11 protein-coding genes are annotated in these 13,385 nt (G+C 69.3%); 5 read left to right on the forward strand and 6 right to left on the reverse strand.

Annotated features, from left to right (window positions below; genetic code table 11):
* Positions 1 to 10: 10 nt before the first annotated feature.
* The 5 genes from G406_RS0105585 to glgX all read right to left on the reverse strand — a co-directional run bounded on the left by G406_RS0105585 (position 11) and on the right by glgX (position 8,219).
* On the reverse strand, positions 11 to 1,024 hold the full coding sequence (locus G406_RS0105585) for a substrate-binding domain-containing protein (protein ID WP_037075170.1): 1,014 nt from the start codon (positions 1,022 to 1,024) through the stop codon (positions 11 to 13).
* A 35-nt stretch (positions 1,025 to 1,059) separates the two neighbouring features.
* A complete protein-coding gene (locus G406_RS0105590) occupies positions 1,060 to 2,073 on the reverse strand; it encodes an ABC transporter permease (protein WP_028933072.1) in 1,014 nt (337 codons plus the stop codon).
* Positions 2,070 to 3,617 (reverse strand): sugar ABC transporter ATP-binding protein, encoded by a 1,548-nt coding sequence (locus tag G406_RS0105595; RefSeq protein ID WP_028933073.1) that lies wholly within the window; start codon positions 3,615 to 3,617, stop codon positions 2,070 to 2,072. The genes G406_RS0105590 and G406_RS0105595 overlap by 4 nt, the downstream gene beginning before the upstream one ends.
* 112 nt (positions 3,618 to 3,729) lie before the next feature.
* Positions 3,730 to 6,060 (reverse strand): malto-oligosyltrehalose synthase, encoded by a 2,331-nt coding sequence (gene treY, locus G406_RS0105600; RefSeq protein WP_037075348.1) that lies wholly within the window; start codon positions 6,058 to 6,060, stop codon positions 3,730 to 3,732.
* Between the two features lie 5 nt (positions 6,061 to 6,065).
* Positions 6,066 to 8,219 (reverse strand): glycogen debranching protein GlgX, encoded by a 2,154-nt coding sequence (gene glgX, locus G406_RS0105605; protein ID WP_028933075.1) that lies wholly within the window; start codon positions 8,217 to 8,219, stop codon positions 6,066 to 6,068.
* A gap of 182 nt (positions 8,220 to 8,401) precedes the next feature.
* Here glgX and G406_RS0105610 point away from each other — a divergent pair, with 182 nt between their 5' ends.
* From G406_RS0105610 to G406_RS0105630, 5 genes are all read left to right on the forward strand, one after another.
* Positions 8,402 to 8,827, forward strand: coding sequence for an HIT family protein (locus G406_RS0105610; protein WP_028933076.1), 426 nt, complete (start codon positions 8,402 to 8,404; stop codon positions 8,825 to 8,827).
* 2 nt (positions 8,828 to 8,829) lie between these two features.
* Positions 8,830 to 9,453 (forward strand): histidine phosphatase family protein, encoded by a 624-nt coding sequence (locus G406_RS0105615; protein WP_028933077.1) that lies wholly within the window; start codon positions 8,830 to 8,832, stop codon positions 9,451 to 9,453.
* Between the two features lie 443 nt (positions 9,454 to 9,896).
* Positions 9,897 to 11,132, forward strand: a complete 1,236-nt coding sequence (locus G406_RS44795) for a sensor domain-containing diguanylate cyclase (protein WP_169736615.1) — start codon at positions 9,897 to 9,899, stop codon at positions 11,130 to 11,132.
* Positions 11,133 to 11,216: 84 nt separating this feature from the next.
* Positions 11,217 to 12,083 carry a MaoC family dehydratase gene (locus tag G406_RS0105625; protein ID WP_028933078.1) on the forward strand — a complete coding sequence of 289 codons (867 nt, stop codon included), beginning with the start codon at positions 11,217 to 11,219 and terminating at the stop codon, positions 12,081 to 12,083.
* Between the two features lie 19 nt (positions 12,084 to 12,102).
* Positions 12,103 to 12,900, forward strand: a complete 798-nt coding sequence (locus G406_RS0105630; protein WP_028933079.1) for a TrmH family RNA methyltransferase — start codon at positions 12,103 to 12,105, stop codon at positions 12,898 to 12,900.
* A 114-nt stretch (positions 12,901 to 13,014) separates the two neighbouring features.
* Here G406_RS0105630 and G406_RS0105635 read toward each other — a convergent pair whose 3' ends face one another.
* The gene (locus G406_RS0105635; protein ID WP_028933080.1) at positions 13,015 to 13,326 is read right to left on the reverse strand and encodes an ArsR/SmtB family transcription factor; all 312 of its coding nucleotides are present in this window, start codon (positions 13,324 to 13,326) and stop codon (positions 13,015 to 13,017) included.
* Between the last annotated feature and the right edge of the window lie 59 nt (positions 13,327 to 13,385).

The following is a 13,385-nucleotide window of genomic DNA, read 5'->3' on the forward strand; positions in this document are numbered from 1 at the left end:
CCCCAGGGCCTCAGCTCTTGTTCAGGTCCGCGTAGACCTGGTCGGCGTTCGCCTTCGTGACCAGCTGGGTCGACAGCGTCTGCGTCTTCGGGACCTGCTGGCAGTCGATCAACAGCTTCTTGGCGGCGTCGATCGCCTCCTTGCCGCCCGTCGGGTAGACGAGCGTCGCGGACAGCCTGCCCTCGGACACGGCCTTGATCCCACCCGACTCGATCGGCAGGCCGTCGATCCCGGTGATCGGCAGGTCGGCCTTGCCCGCGTTCTGCGCCGCGATGCGTGCGCCCTCGGCCATCGGGTCGTTCTCGGAGAAGATCGCCTGGATGTCCGGGTGCGCCTGCAGCAGAGCATCCGCCTGCTGCTGGCCCTTGTCCCGCAGCCAGTCGCCGTCACCGGTGGCGACGACCTCGACCTTGGAGCCCTGGATGCCGGCCATGAACCCGTCGCTGCGTTCCTTGGCCGGCGTCGAGCCGGCGAGCCCCTTGAGCATGCCGATCTTGCCGCCGTTCGGCAGCACCGTCTCGGCGAAGTACTTGCCGGCTTGGCGCCCGATGTCCACGTTGTCGGCGCCGATGAACGACGTGTACGCATCGCCGTCGACCTTGCGGTCCAGCACCAGCACCGGAATGCCCTGGTCGATGGCCCGCTTGACCGGCGCGGTGAGCGGTGTCGCCTCGTTCGGGCTGATGATCAGAAGGTCGATTCGCTGGGTCAGGAACGTGTCGACCTGCTCGACCTGCTTGGAGTTGTCCTGCGCCGCGTCGGCGAAGTTCACCGTGAACTGGGGGACCGCGGCCGCGGCCTTGCGGATGTCGTCGTCCATCCGCTGCCGGTAGGGCTCCGCGACGTTCGCCTGGCTCATCCCGATGGTGAACTTGCCGCTCGGTCCCGCGCACTGCCCGGCCGCCTGCTGCCCGCCCTGTTTCGGTTGGGCGTTGTCACTGGTGGTGCCACAGGCCGTGACGGTGGCGATCGCACACGCCGTGACGGCGGCCAGCCACACGGTCCGGGACGACTTCGTTGTCATTTCCGTTCCCTTCGGTTGTGCACCCAATTCAGTTGTCAGCCCGGTGAGCCCGGCCGGAGCCGTTGCAGGCCGGCCGCGAGAACGATCACCAGACCGATGATCAGCAGCTGGATGTTCGAGTCGATGTTGTTCAGCGCCAGGATGTTGCGCAGCACGCCGACGAGCAGCGCGCCGGCCACCGTGCCCACGACGGAGCCCCGGCCGCCGGTGAGGCTGGTGCCGCCGATCACCACGGCCGCGATCGCGTCGAGCTCGTACATCGCACCGTCGTTGGGCCCGCCGAAGTTGAGCTGTCCGGCGTGCACGATGCCGGCCAGCGCGGCGAGCAGGCCGCACACCCCGAAGGTGACGATCTTGACCCGGGCGACCGGCACACCGGACAGCCGAGCGGCCTTCTCGTTGCCGCCGATCGCGTAGAGGTGCCGGGAGAACGCGCTGACCCGCAGAAACCAGATACCCAGCGCGGCGACCACGATGAAGATCAGCGCCGGGATCGGCACCAGCCCGCCGAAGGTGCGTTCGCCGAGCAGCGAGAACACCACCGGCGCCTGGCCCGGTCCGGTCCCGTAGGTGATCGAGATGCCCTGGCCTCCGGACCAGATGCGCGCAAGCCCTCTGGCGATCTGCATGCCGGCCAGCGTGACGATGAACGCCTGGATGCCGAAACGGGCGATCGCCACTCCCTGCAGTAGCCCGAACGCGCACCCGATGAGCAGTACCAGCAGCGCCGAGGTCCAGGCGCCGAGGCCGTTCTCGGTGAGCAGCACGGCGACGCCGACGCTGGCCAGCCCGAGCACCGAGCCGACGGACAGGTCGATGCCACCGATCAGGATCACCAGCGTCATGCCGACCGCGAGGATGCCGATCTCGGAGATCGACCGGACCACGTTGAACAGGTTGCCCGAGTTCAGGAACAGCAGCTCGCCGTTCTTGCTGGGGGAGAAGGCCACGGCCGCGACGAACACCACGATGAGCCCGAACAGGCTCTGGAACTTGAAGGCCGTGGCGGCGATGTCGAACCGGCGGCGCTCGGAGACCTGTGTGCTCATGCGGCCGACCGGCCGTCCATCGTGGCCGCCAGCAGCGTCGCCTCGTCCACCTCGTCGGTGGTCAGGTCCACGACGTCTCGTCCGTCCCGTAGCACGACGACGCGATCACACACCCCGATCAGCTCGGCGGGTTCTGACGATGCGAGCAGCACACCGACCCCACGTTTCGCGGTTTCGCCCAGCAACCGGTAGATCTCGGCCTTCGCCCCGATGTCCACGCCCCGGGTCGGTTCGTCCAGGAGCAGCAGCGCCGGCTCGGCGAGCAGGTTGCGGCCCAGCACCACCTTCTGCTGGTTGCCACCGGACAGCGAACCGACCGCGCTCTCGAGCGAGGCGAGCTTCACCCCCAGCCGGTCGACCATGCCTTGGGCGGTCCGCCGCTCCGTCCCCCGAGACACGGTGCCGAGCCGCGCGATCCGGTCGACGACGGAGAGCACGGTGTTGGCGAGCACCGAATGCTCCAGTGCCAGCCCGGCGATCCTGCGGTCCTCCGGGACGAACGCGATGCCGAGCTTCAATGCCTGACGTGGGCCGGAAGGCCTGATCTCGACGCCGCGCAACCGCACCGACCCGGTCCACGGTCCGGTCGAGCCGACCCCGTACAGCGTCTCCAGCAGTTCGGTGCGCCCCGCGCCCAGCAGGCCGGCCAGCCCGACGATCTCTCCGGCACGCACGCGCAGGCTGACCCCGGCGGGATCGCGCCGGCCCGGCCTCGGGCGGCTGAGCACGACCGTCAGGTCGTCGAGGACCAGCAGATCAGAGGTATCGGTGGGCTCGGTCCGGTTCGGGGTTCGGAACAGCTGGTTCACCGGGCGCCCGATCATCGCCTCGGAAGCCTGCGCCGCGGTCATCGAGCGGGCGTCGAACTCGGCGACGACCGATCCGTTGCGCAGCACGGTGGCCCGGTCGGCGACCTTCCCGATCTCGTCCATCCGATGCGAGATGTAGACGATTCCGGTACCGCCGCGCCGCAGCTCGGCCATCACCGCGAACAGCTGCTCGATCTCGTGGCCGGACAGCGCCGAGGTCGGCTCGTCCATGACCAGGACCCGGGCGTCGAGCGACAACGCCTTGGCGATCGTGACGAGCTGCTGTTCCCCGGTGCGCAGCTGCTCGACCGGCCGGCGGGGGTCGAGAGTGACCCCGGTACGCGCGAGCAGCGTTCGTGTGGCGTCGAGCATCCGCTGCCGGTCCACCGTGCCGATCCGGGTCCGGTGCTCCCGTCCCAGCCAGATGTTCTCCGCGATCGACAGCGCGGGCACGAGGTCCAGCTCCTGGTGGATCATGGCGACACCGGCCCGGTGGGCGTCGGACGGGCCGGCGAACCTGACCGGGGCGCCGTCGATCCGGACCTCACCCCGATGGTCGACGACCTCGCCGGACAGGACCTTCATCAGCGTGGACTTGCCGGCGCCGTTCTCGCCGAGCAGCGCGTGGACCTCACCGCGCCGCACCGAGAAGTCGACGTCGTCGACGGCTCTGGCCCCGCCGTAGGACTTACTGATGCCGACCATGTCGACCAGCGCATCGCGCTCCTCGGGCATCAGCGCTCCTCACACCGCAGGGGCGAGAAATCGATTGCTGGAGGAAAGCTAAAGGCCAAGGCTCACAGTGTCAAGCGTCACCATCGGCCGCGCGGTGTGGTGCGGGTGGGCGTCAGGCTGGGCGGACCAGGAGGGCCACCGGGTAGCGGGACAGGAGGTCCGCCATGCGCGGAGCCGCCGTGTTGACCGGCTCGCCCGTGATGACGTCGGTGAAGTCCGCCGCGCCGTCCGGCAGGGCGAGCACCGTGTCCGACCAACCGCCGCGCGCCGCAAGGCCCACCGGCATGCGGGTTGCCACCGCCACCAGGCCGGGGTGCCGCGCGAACGCCACCACGTGATCGGCGGCCGGGCCGTCGGCCGCGAGCGGGCGGTAGCCCTCGAACAGCTCGGGACGGTACCGGCGCAACCGCAGCGCCGACGACGTCACGAGCAGCTTGGCCGCGCCGGACTCGTCGACGTCGGGCAGCCAGTGGTCGTCCAGCCTGGCCAGCAGCTCACGCCGCGCGGCGAAGTCGACCGGACGACGGTTGTCCGGGTCCACCAGCGAGTACTCGAAGCACTCGGTGCCCTGGTAGACGTCCGGGATACCGGGACCGGCCAGCTGCAGCAGCTTCTGACCCAGCGAGTTCGACCAGCCGTGCGGCGCGATGCGCGCCACGAAGGACTCGATCTCGGCGACCAGCTCGGTGTCGGCGAGCACGTCGGCGGGCCAGCGGCGGATCGCGTCGTCGACCTCGGCGACCGCGTTGACGTGGCTCGTCGCGAGCTTGGCCTCCTTCGCTGCCTTGAGCAGGTAGTCGGCCATCCGGTCGGCGGAGATCGGCCAGGCGCCGATCAGGCACTGCCAGGCGAGCAGCTCCAGCGACCGCTCCGGGAGCGGGTACCGAGCGGCCCAGCCGCGCATCGCGTCCGCCCATTCCCGGGGCAGCTCGGCGAGCACCGCGAGGCGCGCGCGGACGTCCTCGGAACGCTTCGTGTCGTGCGTCGACAGGGTGGTCATGCCGAGCGGCGTGCTCGCCTGCCGGGCGGACGCCCCGGCGTGGAACTCGTCGACGGGCACCCCGAACTTCGCCGGGTCCCCGCCCACCTCGTTGAGGGCCACCAGGCGGTTCCAGCGGTAGAACGTCGTGTCCTCGACGCCCTTGGCCGTCACCATGCCGGAGGTCTGCTGCACCCGCAGGGCCAGCTCGCCGTCCGGCTCGGTCAGCATGCGCCGGTGGATCGACTCGAAGATCTCGGTCAGGTCGGGGCGGTTGGTGCGCGCGACCGACACCGCGACATCCAGCGCCGAACGACGTTCCGGCAGGTAGGAGCGGTATACCGGGAAGGACGACAGTAGCTCGGCCACCGCGTCGACGGCCTTGGCGCTGTCGGTGTCGATGAGCAGCGCCGCGATCCTGCGGACCTCGGCGGCGAGGATGGTGTCCGCGACGAGCCGCCGGCACCGCCGCTCGACGGTGTGCGCGGCGAGCCGTTCGCCGGTGTGCTCGGCGGCGAACTGGGTGAGCAGACCGGCGCCCGTCGGGTCGACGAACACCCCGCTGATCTCGCGCAACGCCTCGTAACCGGTGGTCCCGTCGACCGGCCAGGACGCGGGCAGTGTCTCGCCGACACCGAGGATCTTCTCCACCAGAAGCCAGCGATCGGGGCCCAGCGCCGCGCGCAGCCTGCGCAGGTAACCGCCCGGATCGGTGAGACCGTCCGGGTGGTCCACCCGCAGGCCGTCCACGCCGCCCTCGGCGACCCACCGCAGCACCTCCCGGTGCGCGGCTTCGAACACGACCGGGTCCTCGACCCGCACGGCGGCGAGATCGGACACGTCGAAGAAACGGCGGTAGGTCAGTTCGGCGGCACCGCGACGCCATGCGACCAGGCGATAGTGCTGCCGGTCGTGGACCTCGCGCGGTGTGCCGTGGTCGGCGCTGCCGTGGGCGACCGGGAACAGGTGCTCGTAGTAGCGCAGCCCGGGGTAGCCGTTCTCGTCCCGCACCAGCTCCAGGCGGTCCAGCTCGGCGGGCTCGTCGTCGGCGGTCTCCGCGCCCAGCACCGGCAGCAGGATCCGGCCGGCGTTCCAGTCGACGTCGAAGAACGTGGCGTAGCGGGACTCACGCCCGTGGACCAGGACGTCGGACCACCACGGGTTGAGTGTGGGCACCGCGACGCCGACGTGGTTCGGCACGATGTCGACGAGCAGCTGGAGACCGGCGTCCCGCAGGGCGGTGACCATGGCGCGCCTGCCCTGCTCACCACCCCGTTCACCGGAGACCCGGCCCGGGTCGGTGACGTCGTAGCCGTGGTTCGACCCGGGGCTCGACTCCAGCATGGGGGAGGCGTACAGCGCGCCGACCCCGAGCGCCGCGAGATAGTCGGTCAGCGCGGCGGCGTCCTGGAACGTCTGTCCGGCGTGTAGTTGGAGGCGGTAGGTGGAAGAGGGGGCGGGCACGCGGTTCACTCCGTCCGCTGGAGAACGAGCAGGGAGCGGGCAGGCACCGTCAGCGCGGCGCCTTCGGCGAGTGTGTCGGGTTCGGCGGTCACGACGCCCGGCGCGTCCGACAGCGACAGCACCTCACCGGTCGCGGTGTTGATCACCACTGCCCACGGGCCGCCGTAGCGCTCGCCGGGCAGGGTGATCCCGATGTCGTCGGACGAGGCGTTGAAGCACAGCAGGAACGAGTCGTCGAGCATCCGGTCGCCCCGGTCGTCGACGTCGGGGATGCCGTCGCCGTTGAGGAACACCGTGACGCACTGGCCGAAACCCGACGACCAGTCCCGGTCGGTCATCTCCTCACCGGCGGGGGTGAACCAGGCGATGTCGTTCAGCTCTCCGCTGTCGGCAGCCCCCCTGACCAGGGACCGGCCGGAGAAGAACCGGCGTCGGCGGAAGATCGGGTGCGCGGCGCGCACGGCGGCGACACCGGCGGTGAAGCCGATCAGGCCGGAGTTCTTGTCCGCGAGCTCCCAGTCCATCCAGGACAGCTCGTTGTCCTGGCAGTAGACGTTGTTGTTGCCCTGTTGCGTACGGCCCAGCTCGTCACCGTGCAGCAGCATCGGCACACCCTGGCTGATCATCATGGTGGCGATGAAGTTGCGTTGCTGCCGCGCACGCAGCTCGAGGACCGCCTGGTCGTCGGTCGGACCCTCGACGCCGCAGTTCCACGAGCGGTTGTGGCTTTCGCCGTCGTTGCCGTCCTCGCCGTTGGCCTCGTTGTGCTTCTCGTTGTACGAGACCAGGTCGGACAGCGTGAAGCCGTCGTGCGCGGTGACGAAGTTGATCGAGGCGTACGGACGGCGTCCGTCGTGCTGGTACAGGTCCGACGACCCGGTCAGCCGGGAGGCGAACTCGCCGAGCGTGCCGGGCTCACCCCGCCAGAAGTCGCGGACGGTGTCGCGGTACTTGCCGTTCCACTCGGTCCACAGCGGCGGGAAGTTGCCCACCTGGTAGCCGCCGGGACCGACGTCCCACGGCTCGGCGATGAGCTTCACCTGACTGATCACCGGATCCTGCTGGACCAGGTCGAAGAACGCGCTCAGCCGGTCGACATCGTAGAACTCCCTGGCCAGGGTCGAGGCGAGGTCGAAGCGGAACCCGTCGACGTGCATGTCGAGCACCCAGTAGCGCAGCGAGTCCATGATCAGCTGCAGGGTGTGCGGGTTGCGGACGTTCAGCGAGTTCCCGGTGCCGGTGTAGTCCATGTAGTACTGCTCGTCGTTCTCGACGAGCCGGTAGTAGGCGGCGTTGTCGATGCCGCGCATGGACAGCGTCGGACCCATGTGGTTGCCCTCGGCGGTGTGGTTGTAGACCACGTCGAGGATGACCTCGATGCCCGCCTGGTGCATCGCGCGCACCATCGCCTTGAACTCGTTGACCTGGCCACCGGGCCGGGTGTCGGCCGCGTAGCCGTGGTACGGCGCCAGGAACGCGACCGTGTTGTAGCCCCAGTAGTTGGAGAGCTCGCGTTCCTGCAGGTGGTGGTCGTTGAGGAACTCGTGGACCGGCATCAGTTCGATGGCGGTCACCCCGAGCCGCTGCAGGTGCTCGATCATCACCGGGTGGGCGAGTCCGGCGTAGGTGCCGCGCTGCTCCTCCGGGATGTCAGGGTGCGAGATGGTCAGGCCCTTGACGTGGGCCTCGTAGATGAGAGTCTCGTGGTAAGGCGTCTTGGGCTGGCGGTCGGCGCCCCAGTCGAAGTAGGGGTTGACCACGACCGACTTCGGGACGTGCGCCGAGGAGTCGTCGTCGTTGCGTTCGTTCGGGGCGTCGAAGCGGTAGCCGAACACCGACTCGTCCCACTCGACACCGCTGTCCACCGCCTTGGCGTACGGGTCGATGAGCAGCTTGTTCGGGTTACATCGGGGGCCGGACTCAGGCTCGTACGGGCCGTCGACGCGGTAGCCGTAGAGCTGGCCGGGCTCGACGTTCGGCAGGTAGCCGTGCCAGACGAAGCCGTCGACCTCCCGCAGCCGGACCCTCTCCTCGTTGCCGCGATCGTCGAACAGGCACAGCTCGACGCTGGTGGCGCTCTCCGAGAACACCGCGAAATTCGTGCCGGCGCCGTCGTATGTGGCGCCCAGTGGGTAGGCACTTCCCGGCCACGGCTGCATTCCATCTCCTTGCTCGGCGACAACTCCGGCGGTCGCTGACCCGGGGTCGGTGGTGGAGGTACAGGCTATAGGTGGAGGGGCCGGCGCACCGGAGTCGTGGGCGCGCGGCCGGTGTGTCGCGTGGTGCGGCGTTAGGGTTTCGCCGACCGGCGCTGGTGGATCTCGACGAAAGGAATGACGGCATGGCGACGCTGTTCACCAGGATCATCTCCGGAGAGCTGCCCGGGAGGTTCGTCTGGCGCGACGAGCGGGCAGTGGCGTTCCTCTCGATCAACCCCATGGGCCCCGGTCACACCCTGGTGGTTCCGACGGCCGAGGTCGATCACTGGGTGGACGTCGACGACGAGCTGCTCGGGCATCTGAACAAGGTCAGCCACCGGGTCGCCGAGGCGGTACGCACGGTGTGGCAGCCACCGAGGGTTGCGCTGATCATCGCGGGCTTCGAGGTGCCGCACCTGCACCTGCACGTCTACCCGGCCTGGCGGCTGGAGGACTTCGACTTCCGAGGCGCGCAGACCGACCCGGACCCGGCGGAGCTGGACAAGAACGCGGAGGCTTTGCGCCAGGCGTTGCGTGACGGTGGTCACGGCGAGCGGGTGCCCGCGTAGCGATGCGACTCATCCTGGTCCGTCATGCACTGCCACACCGCTCCTCGTCGGAGCCGGGGGCCGTCGCCGATCCCGCGCTCACCGAGCTGGGCCTGCACCAGGCCGGTCGCGTCGCCGAGGCGCTGACCAGGGAGGCGGTCGACGCGATCTACGTCAGCCCGCAGCTCAGGGCGCGGCAGACCGCCGAGCCGCTGGTGCGCGCCTCAGGTCTGGAACCCACGGTCGCGCCGGGGCTGGCGGAGTTCGACGCGGCCGACCGGCACTACGTACCGGTGCACGAGATGGTCGAGCAGGACCCGGCGGCCTGGGAGCGGCTGCGGGCCGGGTATCTGCCGGACTACGTCGACGTCGAGGCGTTCGGGGACCGCGTGCAGCGCACCTTCGCCGACATCGTGGCCGCTCATCAGGGCCGCAGCACCGTGGCGTGCTTCGCGCACGCCGGCACGATCAACATCTGGCTCGCCCGGCTGCTCGGCATCGCCCGGCCACTGGCCTTCCCGCTCGAGTACACGAGCATCACCAGGGTCGGGGTGTCGCGTGACGGTCGCCACGCGGTGCGCACGGTCAACGAGATCGGTCACGTCCTCGACCTGCTGGATCCGAGGACCCCGGTACCGACGACCTGACTCCTGGCCCTGGTCGGCCGCCGGCGACCGTGCTGCCGGCGGCTCGCCCCCGAAATCCGCTGTTATACTAGGTCCAATGTTTATTGCGCACTGAATTACCCCGCTTCCTCGATGTGCTGAATAATGACTTCGCCGTTTGTCACCAGTGCTTGTTGTCCACGGAATTACCCTTTCTCGAGAGTGGGAACGGTCGACAAATGAATTAGTGCCAGTGCTTGTTACGCATGGGGTCACCTTCCCGTCCGGATATGTCGCGCCGCTCGTGACAGTGGCGTTGAGAACGGCTACTCTCACGTGCGGTGACCTGTGGGTCACCCTGAGTATGAGGGTCAACTGAGCTGGGAGAACATATGCAGGTCGAGTCGTCACCGGCTCGTCCGTGGCTGCTCACCCGTTGGGCGGTGTGGAGCCTCCCCTCGCGAGTGCTCACTTCCCTCCTCCTGGTGGAAATTACCGCGCTCGGGCTGTTCGCACTCGACGTTCTGCACTGGCCCTTCACTCGTTCAGCCCTATTCGCGACGTTGATGTTGTCGGTACTCGGTGTGGTGCACACCGAGATCGCCGTGGGGCTCGAACGGCTGCGTCGCCGGGTCACCGACACACCGCATGTCGACCTGAGCTCGGTATGGACCTTCGCCGGGGCGGTTCTGCTGCCGCCGGCGTTGGCGACCATTGTGGTGCTGGTCATATTCGCCCACCAATGGTTCCGGGTGTGGCGTTCGGTCGAGGTGCCCGGATATCGGCACGTGTTCAGCACCGCGACGGTCGTACTGGCCTGTCACGCCGCTGCCGCGGTGCTCAACTACGCGGGCAGCCAGGGTCTGAGCAGTCTCGGCGGACCACGTGAACTGATCACGATGGCGCTGGCCGTGCTCGCTTACGGGACGGTGAACACCGGTCTGGTCGCCGCCGCGATCGCGCTCAGCACGTCGACCCCCCGGCCGAGCCCCGCGCAGCTGCTCGGCCACTGGGACGACAACATGCTCGAGCTCGGCACCCTGTGCCTCGGAGCACTGGCGGCTCTCGCGCTGGCCTCGAACCCCTGGCAGATGCCGCTCGTCATGGCTCCGCTACTGGTCCTGCACCGCGCGGTGCTCGTCCGGCAGCTGGAGGAGGCGGCCAGCACGGACAGCAAGACGGGCCTGCTCAACGCCGCGGCGTGGCACTCGGAGGCCGCGCGCGAGCTGCGCCGGGCACAGCGCGGGCGGACATCGGTCGCGGTGCTGATCCTCGACCTCGACCACTTCAAGTCGGTCAACGACGACCACGGCCACCTCGCCGGCGACGAGGTGCTGAGCGCGGTGGCCACGGCGCTGCGCGGCGAGGTGCGTGAGCACGACCTGGTCGGCCGGTTCGGCGGCGAGGAGTTCGTCGTACTGCTGCCCGAGCTGGGTGGCAGCTCCGACGGCGGCATCGAGCTGCACGCCATCGCCGAGCGGATCCGTCACCGGGTCAGCACGCTGTCCGTCGCGGTGGCCACCCCGGGAGGTTCGCTGACCATCGCCGGGCTGTCGGTCTCGGTCGGTGGCGCGGTGTATCCCGACCACGGCCACGGCATCGACCACGTGCTCGCGGCCGCCGACAGCGCGCTGTACGCGGCGAAACGCGACGGTCGCAACGCGGTGCGCATCGCCGAGCTGTCCGAGATGCCGAGGCAGCGGTCTTCCGGTCGACGCTGACCGTCTTCGGCTGCCGGTTCGCTGATCGTGTGCCAAGGTGGCGCTGATCGTCAATTCGTCGAGCCAGCCGAGCCAGGAGGACACGTGGGGATCGACCCGGGCAGTGTGGGAGCCAGCACCGACGCGAGGGTGAGCAGCTGGAAGGACAGGGAAACCCTGCTGTACGCGCTCGGCGTCGGCGCCGGCCTCGACGAGCTGGCGTTCACCACGGAGAACTCCCACGACATCCCGCAACAGGTACTCCCCACCTACGGGGTCATCGCCTGCGGCGGCCTCGGCGCGCTGGCCCTGATCGGGGACGTGAACTGGGGAAAGCTGGTGCACGGTTCGCAGAGTGTCCAGCTGCACCGTCCGCTGCCCGCCGCCGGCGAGATCTCGGTCACCAGCGAGGTCGCCGACATCCAGGACAAGGGTGAGGGCAAGAACGCGATCGTCACGATCAGCGCCACCGGGGTCGACACCGGCAGCGGTGAGGTCGTCGTGAAGACCTCGTCGACGCTGGTCATCCGTGGCGCTGGCGGCTTCGGTGGCTCGCCGGGCACGGCGCCCGCGAAGGTCTCCTATCCGGACACCGCGCCGGACGTGAGCCGCGCCGAGACGACCCGGGCCGATCAGGCACTGCTCTACCGCCTGTCCGGCGACCGCAACCCGTTGCACAGCGACCCGTGGTTCGCGACCGAGAAGGCCGGTTTCCCCCGGCCGATCCTGCACGGACTGTGCACCTACGGTTTCGCCGGCCGGGCCCTCCTGCACGAGCTGTGCGACAGCGACCCCGCCCGCTTCGGATCGATGGCCGCGCGTTTCTCCGCGCCGGTGTTCCCCGGCGAGACCCTCACCACGTCGGCATGGCGCACCGGCGACACGGCGGTGTTCCGCACCGAGGCGGCCGGCCCCGGCGGCGAGAACCAGCGGGTGGTGCTCGACGACGGTGTGCTGACCTTCGCCGGCTGAGGATCACTAGGCTCCACGGGTGCGTCACGACATCACCAGCACCGCCAACCCTCGGATCAAGGCTCTGCAGCGGTTGCGCAGGCGGCGGTACCGCGACGAAGCGGGCCAGACGCTGGTGGAGGGCTTCGAGGAGCTGTCGCTGGCGCTGTCGGCGGGGGTGACGCCCGAGACCGTGTACCAGTGCCCCGAGCTGACCGGTCTCGACGAGTACGGAGTGCTGAGCGAACATCCCGGGTTCGCGGCCGCCGAGCTGGTCAAGGTCAGCCAGACCGTGTTCGACAAGATCGCGTACCGCGAGTCACCGGACGGGTGGCTCGCGGTACTGCCCGCGATCCGTACCGGGCTGGCCGACCTCACGTGCGGCACCGACCCGCTCATCCTGGTGTGCGAGGGAGTGGAGAAGCCCGGCAACCTGGGTGCGATGCTCCGCACCGCGGACGCGGCCGGAGTGGCCGCGGTGATCGCCACCGACCCCGGGACGGACTGGGCGAACCCGAACGTCGTGCGGGCCAGCAAGGGCGCGGTCTATGCGGTCCCGGTGGTCGCGGCCGAGACCGACGAGGTGCTGGCCTGGCTGACCGAGCGGGACATCCCGATCGTGGCGACGACCCCCGACGCCAGCGAGATCTACACCAAGCTGGACCTGCGCGGCCCGCTGGCGATCGCAGTCGGCTCGGAGAAGTACGGCCTCTCCGAGGCCTGGCTGTCCGCGGCGACCCACCGCGCCCTGATCCCGATGAGCGGCCGGGTCGACTCTCTCAACGTCGCCGCCTCGGCCGCGATCCTCCTCTACGAGGCAGTCCGCCAGAACGCATAGCCGCTGCCGGGACGCCGGCGACCGGAGACCTTGCACGTCTTCGTGCTGTGTCGCACATGTCCGGATGTCTGCGACGCAGCACGTAGGTGTGCAAAGTATGGCGAAGTGCCGGACCTAGCGCGGATCCCTGAGCACGGCGTCCAGTAGGCCTGGGTAGCGCTTGTCCAGGTCCTCGCGGCGCAGTGTGAGCATGTGCTCGCGGCCGTGCGGCTGCTGCCAGATCACGCCGCTGTCCCGCAGCACCCGCCAGTGGTGGGTGAGGGTCGATTTCGACATCTGCGGATCGACGAGCGTCCCGACGGCCCCGCACGAATGCTCACCCAGCTCCGCCAGCACGCGAACGATGCCGAGCCGGATCGGGTTGCCGAGCGCGCTCAGCACCTCTTCCAGACGGATCTGGGCCGGTTCGGGGTGTCGGGCGAGCATGACCCGAGCCTAACAAAAAGGTACGAAAAAACTCGAACGATTGTCCGAAGGGGAGCTAC

This window comes from Actinospineispora spinosispora DSM 44797 (assembly GCF_000429025.1).
GTDB classification, from domain to species: domain Bacteria; phylum Actinomycetota; class Actinomycetes; order Mycobacteriales; family Pseudonocardiaceae; genus Pseudonocardia; species Pseudonocardia spinosispora.

Coding starts and splice junctions, on each gene's coding strand:
- G406_RS0105595 (WP_028933073.1), bottom strand. CDS start 3,617: ATGCCCGAGGAGCGCGATGCGCTGGTCGACATGGTCGGCATCAGTAAG.
- G406_RS0105610 (WP_028933076.1), top strand. CDS start 8,402: ATGGCGACGCTGTTCACCAGGATCATCTCCGGAGAGCTGCCCGGGAGG.
- G406_RS0105585 (WP_037075170.1), bottom strand. CDS start 1,024: ATGACAACGAAGTCGTCCCGGACCGTGTGGCTGGCCGCCGTCACGGCG.
- G406_RS0105590 (WP_028933072.1), bottom strand. CDS start 2,073: ATGAGCACACAGGTCTCCGAGCGCCGCCGGTTCGACATCGCCGCCACG.
- G406_RS0105635 (WP_028933080.1), bottom strand. CDS start 13,326: ATGCTCGCCCGACACCCCGAACCGGCCCAGATCCGTCTGGAAGAGGTG.
- G406_RS0105615 (WP_028933077.1), top strand. CDS start 8,830: ATGCGACTCATCCTGGTCCGTCATGCACTGCCACACCGCTCCTCGTCG.
- glgX (WP_028933075.1), bottom strand. CDS start 8,219: ATGCAGCCGTGGCCGGGAAGTGCCTACCCACTGGGCGCCACATACGAC.